24 protein-coding genes are annotated in these 18,431 nt (G+C 61.2%); 7 read left to right on the forward strand and 17 right to left on the reverse strand.

Going from position 1 to position 18,431, the window contains the following annotated elements:
* Nucleotides 1-82: 82 nt before the first annotated feature.
* Nucleotides 83-937, forward strand: coding sequence for an RNA polymerase sigma factor RpoH (gene rpoH / locus M5B43_RS15460; RefSeq protein ID WP_016972967.1), 855 nt, complete (start codon nucleotides 83-85; stop codon nucleotides 935-937).
* A 128-nt stretch (nucleotides 938-1,065) separates the two neighbouring features.
* Here rpoH and mtgA read toward each other — a convergent pair whose 3' ends face one another.
* Nucleotides 1,066-1,788, reverse strand: a complete 723-nt coding sequence (mtgA, locus tag M5B43_RS15465) for a monofunctional biosynthetic peptidoglycan transglycosylase (RefSeq protein ID WP_248750917.1) — start codon at nucleotides 1,786-1,788, stop codon at nucleotides 1,066-1,068.
* Nucleotides 1,789-1,862: 74 nt separating this feature from the next.
* Between mtgA and M5B43_RS15470 the strand changes: the two genes are divergently transcribed.
* The 4 genes from M5B43_RS15470 to trmB all read left to right on the forward strand — a co-directional run bounded on the left by M5B43_RS15470 (nucleotide 1,863) and on the right by trmB (nucleotide 4,106).
* The gene (locus M5B43_RS15470; RefSeq protein ID WP_248750918.1) at nucleotides 1,863-2,240 is read left to right on the forward strand and encodes a DUF423 domain-containing protein; all 378 of its coding nucleotides are present in this window, start codon (nucleotides 1,863-1,865) and stop codon (nucleotides 2,238-2,240) included.
* A 71-nt stretch (nucleotides 2,241-2,311) separates the two neighbouring features.
* Entirely contained in the window at nucleotides 2,312-2,512 is a 201-nt protein-coding gene (gene thiS / locus M5B43_RS15475; protein ID WP_032865944.1) for a sulfur carrier protein ThiS, read from the forward strand.
* 64 nt (nucleotides 2,513-2,576) lie between these two features.
* Nucleotides 2,577-3,371: a thiazole synthase gene (locus tag M5B43_RS15480; protein WP_032884143.1), complete on the forward strand. Its 795-nt coding sequence runs from the start codon at nucleotides 2,577-2,579 to the stop codon at nucleotides 3,369-3,371.
* A 9-nt stretch (nucleotides 3,372-3,380) separates the two neighbouring features.
* A complete protein-coding gene (gene trmB / locus M5B43_RS15485; protein WP_060753471.1) occupies nucleotides 3,381-4,106 on the forward strand; it encodes a tRNA (guanosine(46)-N7)-methyltransferase TrmB in 726 nt (241 codons plus the stop codon).
* A gap of 84 nt (nucleotides 4,107-4,190) precedes the next feature.
* Here trmB and M5B43_RS15490 read toward each other — a convergent pair whose 3' ends face one another.
* From M5B43_RS15490 to M5B43_RS15530, 9 genes are all read right to left on the reverse strand, one after another.
* Nucleotides 4,191-4,514: a DUF3392 domain-containing protein gene (locus M5B43_RS15490; protein ID WP_003176691.1), complete on the reverse strand. Its 324-nt coding sequence runs from the start codon at nucleotides 4,512-4,514 to the stop codon at nucleotides 4,191-4,193.
* A gap of 19 nt (nucleotides 4,515-4,533) precedes the next feature.
* The gene (hemW, locus tag M5B43_RS15495) at nucleotides 4,534-5,736 is read right to left on the reverse strand and encodes a radical SAM family heme chaperone HemW (protein ID WP_248750919.1); all 1,203 of its coding nucleotides are present in this window, start codon (nucleotides 5,734-5,736) and stop codon (nucleotides 4,534-4,536) included.
* Nucleotides 5,733-6,329 carry an RdgB/HAM1 family non-canonical purine NTP pyrophosphatase gene (gene rdgB / locus M5B43_RS15500; RefSeq protein WP_248750920.1) on the reverse strand — a complete coding sequence of 199 codons (597 nt, stop codon included), beginning with the start codon at nucleotides 6,327-6,329 and terminating at the stop codon, nucleotides 5,733-5,735. The genes hemW and rdgB overlap by 4 nt, the downstream gene beginning before the upstream one ends.
* Nucleotides 6,326-6,760, reverse strand: a complete 435-nt coding sequence (locus M5B43_RS15505; RefSeq protein WP_248750921.1) for a DUF4426 domain-containing protein — start codon at nucleotides 6,758-6,760, stop codon at nucleotides 6,326-6,328. Before M5B43_RS15505 ends, rdgB begins: the two co-directional genes overlap by 4 nt.
* 21 nt (nucleotides 6,761-6,781) lie before the next feature.
* On the reverse strand, nucleotides 6,782-7,402 hold the full coding sequence (metW, locus tag M5B43_RS15510; RefSeq protein WP_248750922.1) for a methionine biosynthesis protein MetW: 621 nt from the start codon (nucleotides 7,400-7,402) through the stop codon (nucleotides 6,782-6,784).
* A gap of 7 nt (nucleotides 7,403-7,409) precedes the next feature.
* Nucleotides 7,410-8,549: a homoserine O-acetyltransferase gene (locus tag M5B43_RS15515; RefSeq protein ID WP_248750923.1), complete on the reverse strand. Its 1,140-nt coding sequence runs from the start codon at nucleotides 8,547-8,549 to the stop codon at nucleotides 7,410-7,412.
* Between the two features lie 203 nt (nucleotides 8,550-8,752).
* A complete protein-coding gene (locus M5B43_RS15520; protein ID WP_248750924.1) occupies nucleotides 8,753-9,340 on the reverse strand; it encodes a YggT family protein in 588 nt (195 codons plus the stop codon).
* A gap of 24 nt (nucleotides 9,341-9,364) precedes the next feature.
* Nucleotides 9,365-10,183 carry a pyrroline-5-carboxylate reductase gene (gene proC / locus M5B43_RS15525; RefSeq protein ID WP_248750925.1) on the reverse strand — a complete coding sequence of 273 codons (819 nt, stop codon included), beginning with the start codon at nucleotides 10,181-10,183 and terminating at the stop codon, nucleotides 9,365-9,367.
* 34 nt (nucleotides 10,184-10,217) lie between these two features.
* Complete coding sequence (locus M5B43_RS15530) at nucleotides 10,218-10,904, reverse strand: YggS family pyridoxal phosphate-dependent enzyme (RefSeq protein ID WP_248750926.1); 687 nt, start codon at nucleotides 10,902-10,904, stop codon at nucleotides 10,218-10,220.
* 57 nt (nucleotides 10,905-10,961) lie between these two features.
* Between M5B43_RS15530 and M5B43_RS15535 the strand changes: the two genes are divergently transcribed.
* Nucleotides 10,962-11,996, forward strand: coding sequence for a type IV pilus twitching motility protein PilT (locus M5B43_RS15535; RefSeq protein WP_248750927.1), 1,035 nt, complete (start codon nucleotides 10,962-10,964; stop codon nucleotides 11,994-11,996).
* 74 nt (nucleotides 11,997-12,070) lie between these two features.
* On the opposite strand, the gene M5B43_RS15540 is transcribed toward M5B43_RS15535, so the two are convergent.
* Nucleotides 12,071-12,706: a C40 family peptidase gene (locus M5B43_RS15540; protein ID WP_248750928.1), complete on the reverse strand. Its 636-nt coding sequence runs from the start codon at nucleotides 12,704-12,706 to the stop codon at nucleotides 12,071-12,073.
* 250 nt (nucleotides 12,707-12,956) lie between these two features.
* Here M5B43_RS15540 and M5B43_RS15545 point away from each other — a divergent pair, with 250 nt between their 5' ends.
* The gene (locus M5B43_RS15545; protein WP_248750929.1) at nucleotides 12,957-13,385 is read left to right on the forward strand and encodes a TM2 domain-containing protein; all 429 of its coding nucleotides are present in this window, start codon (nucleotides 12,957-12,959) and stop codon (nucleotides 13,383-13,385) included.
* A 142-nt stretch (nucleotides 13,386-13,527) separates the two neighbouring features.
* On the opposite strand, the gene M5B43_RS15550 is transcribed toward M5B43_RS15545, so the two are convergent.
* The 6 genes from M5B43_RS15550 to M5B43_RS15575 form a co-directional block, all read right to left on the reverse strand.
* The gene (locus M5B43_RS15550; protein WP_248750930.1) at nucleotides 13,528-14,799 is read right to left on the reverse strand and encodes a dihydroorotase; all 1,272 of its coding nucleotides are present in this window, start codon (nucleotides 14,797-14,799) and stop codon (nucleotides 13,528-13,530) included.
* Entirely contained in the window at nucleotides 14,796-15,800 is a 1,005-nt protein-coding gene (locus M5B43_RS15555) for an aspartate carbamoyltransferase catalytic subunit (protein WP_248750931.1), read from the reverse strand. Before M5B43_RS15555 ends, M5B43_RS15550 begins: the two co-directional genes overlap by 4 nt.
* Nucleotides 15,801-15,824: 24 nt before the next feature.
* Complete coding sequence (gene pyrR, locus M5B43_RS15560; protein ID WP_248750932.1) at nucleotides 15,825-16,331, reverse strand: bifunctional pyr operon transcriptional regulator/uracil phosphoribosyltransferase PyrR; 507 nt, start codon at nucleotides 16,329-16,331, stop codon at nucleotides 15,825-15,827.
* A gap of 81 nt (nucleotides 16,332-16,412) precedes the next feature.
* Nucleotides 16,413-16,850 carry a Holliday junction resolvase RuvX gene (ruvX, locus tag M5B43_RS15565; RefSeq protein WP_003195067.1) on the reverse strand — a complete coding sequence of 146 codons (438 nt, stop codon included), beginning with the start codon at nucleotides 16,848-16,850 and terminating at the stop codon, nucleotides 16,413-16,415.
* The gene (locus M5B43_RS15570) at nucleotides 16,850-17,419 is read right to left on the reverse strand and encodes a YqgE/AlgH family protein (protein ID WP_248750933.1); all 570 of its coding nucleotides are present in this window, start codon (nucleotides 17,417-17,419) and stop codon (nucleotides 16,850-16,852) included. Before M5B43_RS15570 ends, ruvX begins: the two co-directional genes overlap by 1 nt.
* A 98-nt stretch (nucleotides 17,420-17,517) precedes the next feature.
* Nucleotides 17,518-18,423, reverse strand: a complete 906-nt coding sequence (locus M5B43_RS15575; RefSeq protein ID WP_248750934.1) for an energy transducer TonB — start codon at nucleotides 18,421-18,423, stop codon at nucleotides 17,518-17,520.
* Nucleotides 18,424-18,431: the final 8 nt, after the last annotated feature.

Raw genomic sequence — 18,431 nt, forward strand, 5'->3', positions numbered from 1 at the left:
TTTAGGGAACTTATCCTACGGTTCCCGGTCAATTTTCGCAGTGCTGAACTGCACGAGTTATGTGAGTCGGAGGTTTTTTCGTATGACCACTTCTTTGCAACCTGCTTATGCCTTGGTCCCGGGTGCGAACCTGGAGGCTTATGTGCACACGGTGAACAGCATTCCATTGCTGACGCCTGAGCAGGAGCGTGAACTGGCCGAGAGTCTCTACTATGAGCAGGATTTGGGGGCGGCTCGGCAGATGGTGCTCGCCCACCTGCGTTTTGTTGTACATATCGCCCGTAGCTATAGCGGCTACGGCCTGGCCCAGGCTGACCTGATCCAGGAAGGCAACGTCGGCCTCATGAAGGCTGTAAAGCGCTTCAACCCTGAAATGGGCGTGCGCCTGGTGTCGTTCGCTGTGCACTGGATCAAGGCGGAAATCCACGAGTTCATCCTGCGCAACTGGCGCATCGTGAAAGTGGCGACCACCAAGGCCCAGCGCAAGCTGTTCTTCAACCTGCGCAGCCAGAAAAAGCGCCTGGCGTGGCTGAACAACGAGGAAGTCCACCGTGTGGCCGAAAGCCTTGGTGTGGAGCCCCGTGAAGTTCGTGAGATGGAAAGCCGCCTGACCGGTCATGACATGGCCTTCGACCCAGCCGCCGAAGCGGATGACGACAGCGCCTTCCAATCGCCGGCCAACTACCTGGAAGACCACCGGTACGACCCGGCACGTCAACTGGAAGATGCCGACTGGAGCGACAACTCCAATCACAACCTGCACGAAGCGCTGGAAGTGCTGGACGACCGTAGCCGTGACATCCTCTACCAGCGCTGGTTGGCGGAAGACAAGGCTACGCTGCACGACCTGGCGCAGAAGTACAACGTGTCGGCCGAGCGGATTCGTCAGCTTGAAAAAAGCGCGATGAACAAGCTGAAGTTGTCCATCGCCGCCTGACTTGAGCTGCGACACCGTCAAAGTGTGGGAGGGGGCTTGCTCCCGATAGCGGATTACCAGTCGATTTATGTGTGACTGATCCACCGTTATCGGGAGCAAGCCCCCTCCCACTTTTGTTTTGTGTTGTATCAGTCGGACCAGGGCGCCTTGCGGGAGTTATTCAGCTCGACCAGGTAACCATTCCCACCCAGCTGGCTCATCTGCTGGCGAATCCAGGCGGCGCGCCGCGCCACATAAGCGGTCGGATGGCTGGCACTCCACACCCGTGGGTTAGGCAACACCGCCGCCAGGTAACTGGCCTGCTGGCGTGAAAGCCCTTTGGCGCTCACCCCGAAATGGTGCCGCGCCGCCGCTTCTGCGCCGAACACGCCTTCATCCCATTCCACGCTGTTGAGGTACACCTCAAGAATCCGCTGCTTGGGCCACAGTATTTCGATCAGCCCGGTAAACCACGCCTCCAGGCCCTTGCGCAGATAACTGCGGCCGGCCCACAGGAACAGGTTCTTCGAGACTTGTTGGCTCAACGTACTGGCGCCACGAATCGAACCGCCGCGCTCGTTGTGCAGGATCGCCGCCTGGATCGCGCCGAAGTCGAAGCCCCAATGCTGCGGGAAGCGCTGGTCTTCGCCGGCCATCACCGCCACCTTGAGGTCGTCGCAGATTTCGTCCCACGGCACCCAGGTGCGTTGCAGGTCAATGGGTTCGCCGTCGATCCAGGATTCGATCTTGCGCTCCACCATCAACCCCGTGAACGGTGGTGGAACGACACGAAACAGCAGCACCAGCAGAACGCTACCGATGGCAAACCATTTCAGGGCTTTGAGAAAACGCTTGAAGAGGACACGCAGCATAGAGATGGCTTGGCCGAACCCGTTGAGCGGGCCATTATACAGACCCTGCCCATTGCGTCTGACTGGAGTTCCTCATGCTGCGTGGCTTTCTGATGTTGGCGGCTTTTTTTGGCTTCACCGGTGTTGCCCTCGGCGCGTTCGCCGCCCACGGCCTGAAAAACCGCCTGAGCGCCGAATACCTGGCGATCTTCCACACCGGCGTGACCTATCAGTTGGTGCACACCCTGGCGTTGTTCGGCGTAGCGCTGTTGGCGGTGCACATTCCTGGCCGACTGGTCACCTGGGCGGGCGTCGCGTTTACCGTCGGCATCCTGTTGTTTTCCGGCAGCTTGTATGTGCTGACCCTGACCGGCGTCAGTAAGCTGGGCATCATCACCCCTTTTGGTGGGCTGGCATTCTTGCTGGGCTGGTTCTTCCTCGGGCTGTCCGCGTGGCGCCTGCAGGCCGTCTGACCAAGGGACTTGGGCACACCACGCCAATCGGGCTAGAATGCTGGCCCCTAAAAACGATGGCGGCCCGTGGCATGCGCATTCAGTTGAACGGCGAATCCTTTGAACTGCCCGACGGTGAAACCGTTGCGGCCCTGCTGACCCGTCTGGATTTGACCGGGCGTCGTGTCGCAGTGGAGCTCAACCTGGATATCGTCCCGCGTAGCCAGCACGCCGAGACCGCGCTCACCGAAGGTGACCAGGTCGAAGTGGTGCACGCCATCGGCGGCGGCTAGCCGTCCGGCGCTCAAGTGCGCCAACTCGCATTCTGCAGAACCTCATCCAAACAGAGGATTTCCCATGAGCATCGTTCGTAGCGACAAGCCCTTCGTCCTGGCCGGTCGTACCTACCAGTCCCGCCTGCTGGTCGGCACCGGCAAGTACCGCGACATGGAAGAAACCCGCCTGGCCATCGAGGCCTCGGGTGCCGAGATCGTCACGTTCGCGGTGCGCCGCACCAACCTCGGCCAGATCGAAGGGGAGCCGAACCTGCTCGAAGTGCTGTCGCCCGACCGCTACACCTTCTTGCCGAACACCGCCGGTTGCTATGACGCCATCGAAGCCGTGCGCACCTGCCGCCTGGCCCGTGAGCTGCTTGACGGCCATAACCTGGTGAAGCTGGAAGTGTTGGCCGACCAGAAAACCCTGTTCCCCAACGTGATCGAAACCCTCAAGGCCGCTGAAACCCTGGTCAAGGAAGGCTTCGACGTGATGGTCTACACCAGCGATGACCCGATCATCGCGCGCCAACTGGCCGAAATCGGCTGTATCGCCGTGATGCCCCTGGCCGGCCTGATTGGCAGTGGCCTGGGGATCTGCAACCCGTATAACCTGCAGATCATCCTCGAAGAGGCCAAGATTCCGGTGCTGGTGGATGCGGGCGTGGGCACTGCCTCCGACGCCACCATCGCCATGGAGCTGGGCTGTGACGCGGTGCTGATGAACTCGGCCATTGCCCATGCCCAGCAGCCGATCATGATGGCTGAAGCGATGAAACACGCAATCGTTGCAGGCCGCCTGGCATACCTCGCCGGGCGCATGCCGAAAAAACTTTACGCCAGCGCCTCCTCGCCGCTGGATGGCCTGATCAAGTAAGAGCTATTGATGACTGAATCAAACGAAACGCCGAACACCGTGGAAGAAGGCGACGAGTCCAAGCACCGCCGTATCAAGAGTTTTGTGATGCGCGCCGGTCGCATGACCGAAGGCCAGCAAAAGGGCCTGGAACAAGGCACGCCGCTGTTCGTATTGCCATTGGCCGACGCGCCGGTGGACTACGACCAAGTGTTCGGCCGTTCGGCCCCGCGTTCCCTGGAAATCGGTTTCGGCATGGGGCATTCCCTGCTGGAAATGGCTGCGGCGTCGCCGGAACAGGATTTCATCGGTGTGGAAGTGCACCGCCCAGGTGTCGGCGCGCTGCTTAACGGCGTGCTGACGCAGGGTTTGACCAACCTGCGGGTCTACGACTGCGATGCGATTGAAGTGCTCAACCGCTGCATCGCCGACAACAGCCTCGACCGCCTGATGCTGTTCTTCCCCGACCCGTGGCACAAGGCTCGTCACCACAAGCGTCGTATCGTCCAGGCTTCCTTTGCGGAGCTGGTGCGCAGCAAGCTCAAGGTGGGTGGGATCCTGCACATGGCCACCGACTGGGAACCGTATGCCGAATACATGCTGGAGGTGATGAACGTCGCCCCTGGCTACCGTAACCTGGCCGAAGACGGCAAATGCGTACCGCGCCCGGCAGAGCGCCCGATCACCAAGTTCGAACGCCGTGGTGAGCGGTTAGGGCATGGGGTGTGGGACTTGAAGTTCGAGAAGTTGGCTTAATCAGCTATCAACGTTGAAATGCAGTGAAAATGTGGGAGGGGGCTTTTGCCCCCTCCCACATTTGTTTTTGCAGGGTGCTCGGGACTAGCGGCGGTCTGCCACGACGCCAATCAACACCAGCACCACCACCAGCACCGGCGCCAGGCTGTAGTTATTGAACTGGCTCAACCCCCGCACAATCCACGGCGTCGCGTAGATCAACGCTGCACCACTACCGATCATGCACAGCAGAGCCATCAACGGCACGCGCAATGCACCGGCGATGCTGCCCAATCGCGCTTCCACCCAGCCTTTGATGTCTGCGCCAAACAGCACCAGCAAGCAGCCCACAAGGGCCAGGGAGATTTCCGACAGGTTACTGCGGCTCCAGCGGGATACGGTGGCGAGGAGGTCGAGTACCAGGTCCATGCGATTTCCTTAAGAGCTATCAGCTCAAAAACTTTTGCAACAGGTCATTGAGAAAGAGTTGCCCACGGTCGGTTGCCACCAGGCGTGACGGTTCGACCTGCATTAAGCCACTTTGTTCTGCATCGCGACGGGCCTCGTCGAGGCTCGCCAGTTCGAGGCCGGTGCGTTCGGCGTAGAGCTTGGCTTCGACGCCGTCAGTCAGGCGCAAGGCGTTCATCAGGAACTCGAACGGAAGCTCTTCGTTGGTCAGCTCTTTCGCTCCGGCCTGGAAGCTTTTGGCCGGGTTGAGGTAGTCCTTGGGCGCGCGGGTTTTCCAGGTGCGCACGATTCGACCGTCCGGATGGCTGAGCTTGCCGTGGGCGCCAGCGCCGATGCCGATGAAGTCGCCAAAGCTCCAGTAGTTCAGGTTATGCCGCGCCGGGCGACCCGGTTGGGCATAGGCCGACACTTCGTATTGCGCGTAACCGTGTTCGGCAAGCAGCGCCTGGCCGGCTTCCTGGATGTCCCACAGCGTGTCGTCTTCCGGTAGCGTCGGCGGTTGGTTCCAGAATACGGTGTTGGGTTCCAGGGTCAGTTGGTACCAGGACAAGTGCGTCGGCTTGAGTGCAATCGCCTGGCGCAGATCGCCCAAGGCGTCGTCCAGGGACTGATCGGGCAAACCATGCATCAAGTCCAGGTTGAAATTATCGAACCCGGCCTGGCGCGCCATGTCGGCAGCACGTACGGCTTCATCACCGTTATGGATGCGACCAAGAGCCTCGAGTTTTTCCTGCTGGAAGCTCTGGATGCCAATGGACAGGCGATTGATCCCCAGCTGGCGATACGCCACGAACTTCTCTTGCTCGAAGGTTCCAGGGTTGGCTTCCAGGGTGATCTCGATATCGCTGGCAAACGGGATGCGCGCTTCTACGCCCTTGAGCAAGCGGCCCAGCGCGGCGGCGCTGAACAGGCTGGGTGTACCGCCGCCGAAGAAAATCGAACTCAGTTCCCGGCCGTAAACGGCGTGCAGGTCCTGATCGAGGTCCGCCAGCAACGCGTCGACATACTCTTCTTCCGGCAGCACGTTACTCGCGGTATGGGAGTTGAAGTCGCAATACGGGCATTTACGCACGCACCACGGGATGTGGATGTACAGCGCCAGGGGCGGCAGGTGGGGCAGGGCCGCCCGTGGTGTTTGCGCGCCACCGTGGATCAGTGGCTGCGCAGAGGTGTTCTGGGTCATTTCAGGCCCAGGCGTTGGCGCAGCAAATCCATTGCGCGGGCGCGGTGGCTGATCTGGTTCTTGTCGGCCGGGCTGAGTTCGGCGCTGGAGACATTGCGCTCCGGCACCCAAAACAGCGGGTCATAGCCAAAGCCATGCTCGCCACTGGCTGCGTGCAGGATGCGCCCCTGCCACAAGCCCTCGCACAGGATCGGCAACGGGTCATCCGCATGCCGCACCAAGGCCAGCACGCAGACGAATTGTGCACCGCGTTCGTTATCCGGTACGCCCTTGAGGGCGTCCAGCAACTTGGCGTTGTTGGCCGCGTCGCCCTTGCCGTCGGCATAACGCGCCGAATAGATGCCAGGGGCGCCGCCAAGAAAGTCCACCGCCAGCCCCGAGTCATCCGCCAGCGCCGGCAGGCCCGAGATACGTGCGGCATTGCGCGCCTTGAGGATGGCGTTCTCGACGAACGACAAGCCGGTCTCTTCAGGTTCGACCTGGCTGAATTCGCCAATCGAGCGCAGTTGCACGGACTCACCGAGCATGGCTTGCAGTTCTTTGAGTTTGCCGGCGTTATGGCTGGCCAGTACGAGTTGGGTAAGGTTCATCATTCGGCCGGGAAAAGTTCTTGGACAAAACTGAAACTGTGGGCCTTGCCCCCGGTTTCAACGTTAATCGTGAAGGTCTTGAATTCCTGCTGTGGCACTGAGTAGGGGGCGAGGTAATTGGTCGCACCCTTTTCGGTGATCTGCTTGAACGTCAGCACTTCGCTCTTGCCGCTCAAGTCCTTGAGGGTGCCGGTCACCTGCGCTACCACCGGCGTCACGCCCTTGAACACGGACACGTTGATCAGGCCCTTATTCTTGCTGCGAACCACTCCTACCGCCTGGGCGGTTTCCGGTTGCAGGAAGCTGGAGGTAAAGGTGTTGTAGCGCACGGTGATATCGCCGAATTCCTTCGTGCGATTGGGATCGATAACGTCGGCGGCCATGGCGTGGGTGCCAAGGAGTGCGGTCAATAGAAAAACAGCCAAACGACTCATGAGCGTCCCTCTTGAAGATGATTAGACGGCAATTTGGTGGTCGGCCAGGCCAGGGCTGCTGACCCGGTAGATACCGATTTCGCCCAACAGGTTGGGCCATAGCTTACTCGCCCAGCCGTGGCGGTGCTGTTGATCGACGGCCAGGCGGTTGATCACTTTGGCTTCACGCTCACCGCACAACGCCTCGAAGTCTTCGAACGTACAGAAGTGGATGTTTGGCGTGTTGTACCAAGTGTATGGCAGGAAGTCCGAGACCGGCATGCGGCCCTTGGTGGCCAGGTACCAACGGCAGCGCCAGTGGCCGAAGTTGGGGAACGTGATGATGCACTGGCGACCGACGCGCAGCATTTCATCGAGGATGCGGTCCGGGTAGTGCACCGCTTGCAGGGCCTGGGTCATCACCACGATGTCGAAGCTGTTGCTGGCAAAGTTGCCCAGGCCCTTGTCCAGGTCCTGCTCGATCACGTTGATGCCCTTGGCCACGCACTGGGCGATGTTGTCCGGGTCGTTTTCCAAGCCATAGCCGGTGACTTGCTTGTTGTCGCGCAGCCAGCTCAGCAGTTCGCCATCGCCGCAGCCAAGGTCGAGCACACGGCTGCCGGCGGGGATCCAGTCTTGGATGATTTCCAGGTCGGCTCTCATGGCGTTCTCACAAAGTAATGCGGTTCATGTAATTGCCAAAAGCCTGCAAGTAGCGCGGGATCGGGATCAGGAAGGCGTCATGGCCTTGCGGTGCGTCGATCTCCAGGTAGCAGACGTCTTTCTTGGCGGCCATCAGGGCGTCCACCAGCTCGCGGGAGCGGGCCGGCGAGAAGCGCCAGTCGGTGGTGAACGACATCACGCAAAACTTGGCCGTGGCGCTCTCGAAGGTTTTCGCCAGGTCGTCATCGAAGTTGGCCGCCGGGTCGAAGTAGTCCAGCGCCTTGGTCATCAACAGGTAGGTATTGGCGTCGAAACGCCCGGAGAACTCTTCGCCCTGATAACGCAGGTAGCTTTCCACCTGGAATTCGACGCTGTGGAAATCGTAGTTGAGCTTTTCGCTCTTGAGGCCACGGCCGAATTTCTCGCCCATGGAGTCATCGGACAGGTAGGTGATATGCCCGACCATCCGCGCCAGCATCAAGCCGCGCTTGGGGATCACGCCGGCTTCCTGGAACGAACCACCATGGAACTCGGGGTCGGTGAGGATCGCCTGGCGCGCCACTTCGTTGAAGGCGATGTTCTGCGCCGACAGCTTGGGGGCCGAGGCGATGGCCAGGCAATGGCGCACGCGGTCCGGGTAGCTGATGGTCCACTGCAGTGCCTGCATGCCGCCGAGGCTGCCGCCAATCACCGCAGCCCACTGGCGCACGCCCAGCAGGTCGGCGAGGCGCGCCTGGCTGTGCACCCAGTCTTCCACGGTCAACACCGGGAAGTCTGCGCCGAACGGTTTGCCGGTTTCCGGGTTGAGGCTGCTGGGGCCGGTGGACCCATTGCAACCGCCCAGGTTGTTCAGGCTGACCACAAAGAATTTTTGGGTGTCGATGGGCTTGCCGGGGCCGATGCAGCTGTCCCACCAGCCGGGCTTGCGGTCGTCGACGGAATGAAAACCGGCGGCGTGATGATGGCCGGACAAGGCGTGGCAGATCAGCACGGCGTTGCTCGCCGTTGCGTTCAGCTGGCCATAGGTCTCGTAGATCAGGTCGTAGGCCGGCAGTGAGCGACCACAGGCCAGGGCCAGCGGTTCGCTGAAGTGCGCCACTTGGGGCACGACCAGTCCAACAGAATCGGGGGGGAAGGCAGCTGGCATCGACCCTGCTCTCGTTTAAATGAGGCGTAAGTCTAAAGAGCGGGGCCCCTAGCGGCAAGCAAAGGCCTGCGTGGATTCAATTCAATATGCAGATACAAAATGTGGGAGGGGGCTTGCTCCCGATTGCAGTGGGTCAGCTACCGATAAGCTGACTGATCCACCGCTATCGGGAGCAAGCTCCCTCCCACTGGGTTTAGTGCATTTCAGATCAGCCCGAACAGCTCCTTAGGCATGAATGCGTAGTAGGCCAGGCGCGGAATCACCCAGCTTTGCAGCAGCTGGATCGCGATAAACGCGAAGATTGGCGAGATGTCCAGGCCACCCAGGTTCGGGATCAGGCGACGGAACGGTGCGAGTACCGGCTCGGTAATCTGCGCAACCAGCTCGGCGCCCGGGCTGCGGCTGCCCGGTGCGACCCACGACAGGATCACGCTGATGATCATCGACCAGAAGAGGATCTTCAAAAACAGCGAGAAGATGCCGATCAGTCCCCACGGCAACAGCAACACCGTGAAGGCTTGGTAGCCGTTGAGCATCAGGATCACCACAAACAGCAAAATCTGCAGCAGCAGCGCGAGCACCAGCGACGACATGTCCAGGCCAAACAGGCTCGGGATAACTCGGCGCAGGGGCTTGAGCAACGGCTGCGTGGCCTTGACCACGAACTGGCAGAGCGGGTTGTAGAAGTTTGCCCGCACCAGTTGCAGGATAAAGCGCATCAGCACGATCAGCAGGTACAGGCTGCCCAAGGTCTGGATGATGAAAATGGCAGCGTCATTGATTCCGAGCATGTTTGTTTCCTATGTAGGGGACGACTATTTGCCCAACTGCTCGGCCATTTCTGCCGAACGATGTGCCGCGGCACCCAGTGCTTTTTCCACCAGGGCTTCAAAGCCCCCGGCCTGGAACGATTCGATGGCGGCCTGTGTGGTGCCGCCGGGGGACGTGACGCGGCGGCGCAATTCGGCAGCATCCACATCGCTTTCGACGGCCATGTTCGCGGCGCCCAGGGCGGTTTGCTCGGCCAGTTGCTCTGCGACTTCGTGTGGCAGGCCGAGTTTCACGCCGGCGGCGGTCATGGCCTCGATCAGCAGGAAGAAGTAAGCCGGGCCGCTGCCGGACACGGCGGTGACGGCGTCCAGCTGCTGCTCCTGCTCAAGCCACACGGCCAGACCCACGGCAGACAGCAGCGCCTGGGCCTGGTCACGTTGTTCGGCGGTCACTTCAGCCGTGGCATACAACCCGCTCACGCCCTTGCGCAGCAGCGCCGGGGTGTTGGGCATGCAACGCACGATTGGCTGGGCACCGAGCCAGTTGGTCAGGCTGGCACAGGTGATACCGGCGGCGATGGACACAATCAGTTGATGGGGCTGCAGGCTCGGGCGCAGGCTCTCGCACACGGCCTTCATGGCTTGTGGCTTGACCGCCAGCACGATCACGTCAACGCCCTGGATGGCCTCGGCGTTGTCGGCGAAGGTTTCGATACCGTGTTCGGCGCTGACGCGCGCGCGGGAGTCGGCGCCAGGGTCGCTGGCGCGAATCTGCTGGGCTTGCAGCCCCTTGGCCCGCAAGCCGCCGATCAGGCTGGCCGCCATGTTACCGGCGCCGATAAAGGCAATACGCGTGTTGCTCATGACAGGTCCTTATTTTCGAGGGAAGTCAGCCATTTCATGGCTGGCCGTAGTCGCGGGCGCCAAACAGGGCGGTACCGATCCGCACCCAGGTGGCGCCTTGGGCGATGGCCGACTCAAGGTCGTGGCTCATGCCCATGGAAAGTGTGTCCAGCGGCAGCTTCAAACTGGCTTGCAGCTCGCTGACCTTGGCGAACGCTGCGTCTTGCGCGGCGCGATCTTCAGTCGGCTCGGGGATCGCCATCAAACCGCGCAGCTTCAGGCGCGGCAAGGCGCTGATGGCGCTTGCCAGGGCCGGCAGGTCGGCAGGCGTACAGCCGGATTTGCTGGCTTCGCCACTGACGTTGACCTGGATACAGATATTCAGCGGCGGCAGGTCGGCCGGGCGTTGTTCGGACAGGCGTTGTGCGATTTTCAGGCGGTCCACGGAATGTACCCAAGCGAAGTTCTCGGCGATCGCGCGAGTCTTGTTCGATTGAATGGGGCCGATGAAGTGCCAACTCAAGGGCAGGTCGGTTAATTCGGCCTGTTTGCCCAAGGCTTCCTGCAGGTAGTTTTCGCCAAAATCGTGCATCCCGGCGGCATGGGCTTCGCGCACCGCTTGGGCGGGTTTGGTCTTGCTCACGGCCAGCAGGTGGATGCTGCTTGCGTCACGTTGCACGGCGTCGGCTGCGGCGCGGATGCGCTGGCTAACCAAGTCGATGTTGTCTGCTATCGTCGACATTCAAGATGCGCCCGTGGATATGGAGTCCGCGGCATTCTACTGGAAATGGAAAGCCCTATGGATATCACTGAACTGCTGACGGCCAGCGTGCGCCGTGGCGCCTCTGACCTGCATCTGTCGGCCGGCCTGGCGCCGATGCTGCGCCTTGATGGCGAAGTCTGGCCTCTGGACGGGCCGGTGCTTTCACCACCGCAAGTTGCGGACTTATTGAGTCCTTTGCTCAACCAATACCAGCAAAAGGATTTCGAAACATCTCTTGAAACGGATTTTGCCTTCGAGCTGCCGGGTGTCGCGCGGTTCAGGGTGAACGTATTCCGACAGGATCGCGGTGTGGGCGCGGTGTTTCGCACTATCCCGACCGAGGTCCAGAGCCTGGCAGACCTCGGGTTGGGCGAGGTATTCCAGCGTATCGCCCAGTTACCCCGTGGCCTGGTGCTGGTGACCGGCCCCACCGGCTCGGGTAAGTCCACCACCCTGGCGGCAATGATCGATTACCTCAACCAGCACCGACGGCAACACATCCTGACGCTGGAAGACCCCATCGAAGTTATCCACAGGCCGAAAATGGCCTTGGTCAACCAGCGCCAGGTGCACCGTGATACCCACAGCTTCTCAACGGCCCTGCGCTCGGCGTTGCGGGAAGACCTGGATGTGATCCTGATCGGCGAATTGCGTGACCTGGAAACCATCCGCCTGGCGCTGACGGCGGCAGAGACGGGGCACCTGGTATTCGGCACCCTGCACACCTCATCGGCGGCAAAGACGGTAGACAGGCTGGTGGACGTGTTTCCAGCGGGCGAGAAGGCCATGGTCCGCTCCATGCTGTCGGAGTCATTGCAGGCGGTGGTATCCCAGGTACTGGTGAAGAAGGTTGGCGGCGGGCGGATGGCCGCTCACGAGATCATGTTGGGTACGCCGGCCATCCGTAATCTGATCCGCGAGGACAAGGTGGCGCAAATGGTCTCGGCGATTCAGACCGGTGGGGCGCTGGGGATGAAAACCCTGGATATGAGTTTGAAGGCGTTGGTTGGTGCGGGGCTGATCAGTCGGGAGCAAGCGCGGGAGAAGGCGAGGGTGCCTGCAGACATCTAAATCAGGACGCCAGTACAGAACAAGTGTGGGAGGGGCTTGCCCCTCCCACATTTTTACTGCATTTCAGCCTGGGATCAGCGCTGGACTACCCGCAGGTTGTTCTGCTCTTTCGGCAGAACCCGCTTGGCGATTACGTAGTTCTTGTCCCAGAACGGCTTTTTCAGCGTGTCGATGCTGACCGACTTGCCACGACGCGGTGCGTGGATAAAGCGGTCGTTGCCCAGGTAGATGGCCACGTGGTTGACTTGGCGGCTTTTGAGCTTGAAGAACAACAGGTCGCCCGGTTTCAGGTCTTTACGGTCAACCTTCAGCCCGTGGCCGGCGGCCATGGCGTTGGAGGTGCGAGGTAAATCCACTGCCTTGACGTCGTTAAACGCATATTTTACCAAGCCGCTGCAGTCGAACCCTTTACTTGGGCTGCTACCGCCCCAACGATAAGGAGTACCGAGCACGTTCACGGCGCGGCTGAGGACGTTGCTGCTTTGTTTGGTATTCACGGCCAATTGGGTATGAAGCGCTTTACCGTGGGCCTTGCTCACATGAGTCGGGCGGTTGACGGTCAGCTTTACCGACTTGGCTGTGCTGGGTGTGCTGTGGACTTTAGGGGTGAAACCGTTAACGTTCGGAAGTCGTTGCTCACGATTGGTGGCGTGGGCGGCCAGTGGCATTAATAGGCAGATGGTTAGCCATGTCTTGAAAAATGGTCGCATTAGGCGTGGCTCTTATGGGTTTGCGCGCAACTTTATAACAGGTTTTTGTGCCGTTCTCAGGCCGTTTGTCGACTGAACCTTGAGGTCAAATTCAGGAAAAACGCGACGAATCGCCACAATTGTCCTACACAAGTCAGGCGGTATAAGGCTTTGAGGGGAGGGAAGATACCATTTGCCGTACGTCGGGCGCCCGTAAAAAAGTCACAAAGAAAATGAAAAAATTTATCTATTAAGGCAAAAGAGGTACTCCATGAACACCTATCAACAGGTTGGTCCGCAGCAAGACACTCACAGTAAGGTGATCGGTTACCTGCTCTGGATTTTCGGTTTTACCGGGGCGCATCGCTTTTATTACGGCAAGCCCGTTACCGGTACGATCTGGTTTTTCACCTTCGGCCTGCTGGGTATTGGTTGGCTGATCGACCTGTTCCTGATCCCTGCCATGGACCGCGAAGCCGACCTGCGTTTCACTGCCGGCCCTATCGAATACAACGTGGCCTGGATTCTGCTGGCGTTCCTGGGTGTGTTTGGCCTGCACCGCATGTACCAGGGCAAATGGATCACCGGTTTGATCTACCTGCTGACCGGTGGATTGTTCCTGATCGGGGTGCTGTATGACTTCTGGACCTTGAATACCCAGATTTCGATTCGCAACGCCGAGCGCAACGCCGGACGCTGAATCTCTCGGCCACACAGAGAACCCATATGCAGGAGGGGGCTTGCCCCCGATTGCAGTGGGTCAGCTCCAGATAAGCTGACGGGTCCACTGCTATCGGGAGCAAGCCCCCTCCCATATTGACTGTACTCGCTTTAAACCGGGTTCAAGCCTGGTAGCTGATCCGCCCATCCATCAAGGTGTACCGCACTGTCGCCGGCAGGCTATGGCCGATGAACGGGCAGTTTTCGCCTTTGGACAGCCAATGCTCTCCGGCAATCGTGGAGCTGGCCAGGTCAAACAGCACCAGATCCGCCGGCGAACCCACCTCCAGCTTACCCGCCGGCAGGCGCAAGGCGTCGGCCGGGCCGGCCGTCAGGCGTGACAGCAATGTCGGCAGGTCGAGCAAGCCATCTTCCACCAGTGTCATCGCCAACGGCAGCAGTAATTCCACACTGCTGATGCCCGGCTCGGTTGCACCAAACGGCGCCAGCTTGGCGTCACGCTCGTGGGGCTGGTGATGGCTGGAGATCGCCGACACCACACCCGACTTCACTGCCGCACGCAAGCCGTCACGGTCGGCGCGGGTGCGCAGCGGCGGTTGCACGTGGTACAGGCTGGAGAAGTCGATCAGCGCCTCATCGGTCAGGATCAACTGGTACAGGGCGACATCCGCCGTTACCGGCAGGCCACGGGCCTGGGCCTGGGCGATCAGGGCGACGCCCCGGGCGCTGGTCAGTTGGCTGAAGTGAGCACGCACACCGCTTTGTTCCACCAGCAGCAAGTCGCGGGCTAGCGCTACGGTTTCGGCGGTTTCAGGAATGCCTGGTAAGCCGAGGAAGCTGGCGACAGCACCTTCGTGGGCGAGGCCGCCTTCGGCCAGGTCGTGGTCCTGGGAATGGAAGATCACCGTCAGGTCGAAGGTGGCTGCATATTCCAGGGCGCGGCACAGCGTGCGGGTGCTGCGAAAGCTCTCCAGGCCGTTGCCGAAGGCCACGCAACCGGCGTCGCGCAGGGCGATCAACTCGGCGAGCTGTTCGCCTTCCAGGCCTTTGCTCAGGGCTCCGATAGGGAACACTTTGCAATTACCGGCTTCACGGGCGCGGTCGAGGATCAGCTCGGTCACGGCCGAGGTGTCCAGGACTGGCTTGGTGTGCGGCGGGCAGCACAGGCTGGTCACGCCACCGGCGGCGGCGGCGCGGGTTTCGCTGGTGATGTTGCCTTTGCGGCTGTAGCCCGGTTCGCGCAGGGCGACGTTCAGGTCTACCAGGCCCGGTGCGGCCACCAGGCCCTTGGCGTCGATGGTCTCGACGGCCGTGAAGCCATTGGGTGCGGCGCCGATGGCGACGATCTTGCCGCCGTCCAGGTGCAGATCGGTAACGTGATCCAGGCCACTGGCCGGATCGATGACTCGGGCGCCGAGAATGCTGAGCTTCACTGGGCGTTCTCCTGCTCGAATTGACGTTGTGCGGTTTGCCCGCTCATGGCCATGGACAGCACGGCCATGCGGACAGCGATGCCGTAGGTCACCTGGTTCAAGATCACTGACTGCGGGCCGTCGGCCACCGCCGACTCAATCTCCACCCCACGGTTGATCGGGCCGGGGTGCATCACGATGGCATCCGGCTTGGCACCGGCCAGGCGCGCCGTGGTCAGGCCGAACAGGCGGTAGAACTCGCCTTCGCTCGGCAGCAGGCCGCCGGCCATGCGTTCGCGTTGCAGGCGCAGCATGATCACCACGTCCACGTCCTTGAGGCCCTCGGTCATGTCGGTGTAGACCTTCACGCCGTATTGCTCAATGCCGATCGGCAGCAGGGTTTTCGGGGCGATCACGCGGATATCCGGGCAACCCAGGGCCTTCAGGGCCAGCATGTTCGAGCGTGCCACCCGCGAGTGCAGGATGTCGCCGACGATGGCCACCGAGAGGTTCTCAAAGCCGCCCTTGTGCCGACGGATGGTGAGCATGTCGAGCATGCCCTGGGTCGGGTGGGCATGGCGGCCGTCGCCACCGTTGATGATCGCGACCTGCGGGCACACGTGCTCGGCGATGAAGTGCGCGGCACCGGAGTCGCCGTGGCGCACCACGAACATGTCGGCGGCCATGGCTTCCAGGTTGCGCAGGGTATCGAGCAGGGTTTCGCCTTTGCTTGCCGACGAAGTGGACACGTTCAGTGTGATCACGTCGGCCGACAGCCGCTGGGCCGCCAGTTCAAAGGTCGTGCGGGTGCGGGTGGAGTTCTCGAAGAACACGTTGCAAATGGTCTTGCCGCGTAATAGCGGGACCTTTTTCACTGCCCGGCCACCGACTTCGAGGAACGAGTCGGCGGTGTCGAGGATCTCGGTGAGCAGTTCGCGGGGTAAGCCGTCGAGGGACAAAAAATGTTGCAACTGGCCCTGAGCATTGAGCTGCAGCGGGCGCTTGGCATCTAGAGGCGTCATCGCGGGGACTCTTTACAAGGCGGTTTAAAGGGCAAGGTCTTGCAGTTCGAGTTCGAGCGGCGTAGGACCGGACAATTTTACCCGTTGGTGGGCTTGCAGGGACAGTGTTGCGCCGACGACATCGGGGCTGATCGGCAATTCGCCAGCATCCAGGTCAAGCAGGCACACCAGGGTTACGCTGGCCGGGCGACCGTAGTCGAACAACTCGTTCATGGCCGCGCGGATGGTGCGGCCGCTCATCAATACGTCATCGATCAGTACCAGGTGCTGGCCTTCGATCTCGAAGGGCAGGGCCGAGGGGCGCACCTGCGGGTGCAGGCCGTTCTGGCTGAAGTCATCGCGGTAGAAGGACACATCCAGGGTACCCAGCGGCGAGTCACTGCCCAGTTCCTCCAACAACGCTTGGGCGACCCACACACCGCCAGTACGAATGCCGATAAAGCGTGGTTCGCTGATGGCGCGGTGTTGCAGGTGCGCCTTGAGGCGGGTCGCCATGTGGCTGATCAGGTCGGCGGGATTGGGCAGGCTCATGGTGGCTCCTTCAAGGCCGTGCGCGGCGGGGGCCGGCAAGGTCTGGGCTCAAACGTAAAAAGACGCGGCAAGCCGCGTCAGTCAGGATTCAAATAAAGCGGTGTTTTCATCCAGCCAACCCTGCAACAGCAAGGCGGCGGCGATGGCGTCCACGGGGTTGTCGCGGTAGCTGCCCTTTTGACCGCCACGATCGCGGCGTTCACCTTTGGCTTCGAAGGTGGTCAGGCGTTCGTCATGGGTATAGAAAGGCAGGTTGTAGCGGCCATTGAGGCGGCGGGCGAACTTTTCGGCGCGCAGGCACATGTCGCTGGGCGTGCCGTCCATGTTCAAGGGCAGGCCGACGACCACGGCATCGGGCTTCCACTCCTTGATCAGGGCTTCGACCTGGTTCCAGTCCGGCACGCCGTTCTGGGCTTTCAAGGTACACAGTTCGCGGGCCTGGCCGGTAATCACCTGGCCGACCGCAACGCCGATCTGCTTGGTGCCGTAGTCAAAGCCGAGGATCAGTCGCAAAGCCATCAGGCGTGCCCCGCCTGGCTGGTCAGCAGGCTGAGGTTGACCCGCAGCTTGGCCGCCGCGGCTTCCAGGCGCAGTTCACTGGGCGTATTGAACAGGATTTCGGCGTCGAACGGGCAGGTCAGCCAGGCATTGCTGGCCAGCTCCGCCTCCAGTTGCCCGGCTTCCCAGCCGGCGTAACCCAGGGTGATCACGCTTTGCTCGGGGCCGACACCGTCGGCGATAGCGAACAATACGTCCTGGGACGTGGACAGTGACACGCCTTCAAGGTCTACCGTGGCTTGGAATTTCGGCCCGGTGGGGTGCAGCACGAAACCGCGGTCGGTCTGCACCGGCCCACCGATGTAGATGGGCACACCCTGGCAACGGGCCGGCGGGTCGATCTCCGGGCGCAGTTGCTCAAGGATATCGGCCAGGTTCAGCTCTTGCGGGCGGTTTACCACCAACCCCATGGCACCATTGGCCGTGTGCTCGACGATATAGGTCAAGGTCTGCGCAAAGTTCGGGTCGGCCATATGGGGCATGGCGATCAGGAATTGGTGCTTGAGGTAGGTCGGGCTGACATTTTTCATGTCCGCTAGTGTGGCGTTGGAGGGGCGAACTGACAAGCTGGAGTGCACCCTAATTGTCGCCACAGGGGCCGTAACCACAGCCGCAGGGGGGCGTAGGGTCAGTTGCTGGACAACCGATCACCCTTGGCAAACCGCCAGGTGCGGATGATTTCCAGGCGGTCCACGTCATTCAGGTCGCCGGTGAAGGGCGCGAAAGGCGCAGCAAGGCGCACGATGCGCTGGGCCGCCTGGTCCAGCAGTGGCTGGCCGGACGATTCCAGGACCTGCACTTCATAGAGCGAACCATCGCGGTTGATCGACACCAGCAAGCGCAAATTGCCATAAATCTGTTGGCGCCGGGCCTCGTCCGGGTAGTTGAGGTTGCCGATGCGCTCGACCTTCTTACGCCATTCGTCTTTATACCAGGCGCCTTTGTCGCGCATGGTCGAGGCCGCGTTCAGGCGGTAGATGCGCGGGCGCTTGGCGTACAGCTGTTGTTCGTTGGCCAGTTCGGCTTCGAGGCTGGAGATCTGGTCGGAAAGCTGCGAGCTGTCGAAAGTCGGCGCGGGTTTCACGGGCTCGGGTTGCGGCTCGGTCTTGGCTTTTTCGCGCTGGGTCGGGGCTTTTTGCGGTTTGGGCGCGACGGTGGTCACGGCGGCCTTGGGCGCGGCCTGCTTGACCTCGGGCTTGGGCGTCGGCGGCGGGGAGACCTTATTGACCTTGTTGTCCTGGAAGGGCGCCACTTCGGTGGTCTTGGGCACGGCTTTCTTATCGAGGGTGCCGCTGCCTTGCTGGTTTTCCTGGGCGAGAAAGTCGGCCTTCTCGGGCTTCTTCTCGCTTTTGAACGTGGCGAGGGTGATTTCCAGGGTCTTGGTGATCTGTTTGGGTTCGGCGAAGGTGAAGCCCAGGCCGAGGAGCAGCGCGAGGTGAATCAACGCCGCGAGAAACAAGGTAAATCCAAGCCGATCAGCCGGGCGCACGCCGCTGTGGGAGAGTTCGGGGGGCAGATCGGACGGGAGTGTCATGACAAGAA

Origin of the sequence: Pseudomonas sp. MWU15-20650, from assembly GCF_023242475.1 — a bacterium.
GTDB lineage: Bacteria > Pseudomonadota > Gammaproteobacteria > Pseudomonadales > Pseudomonadaceae > Aquipseudomonas.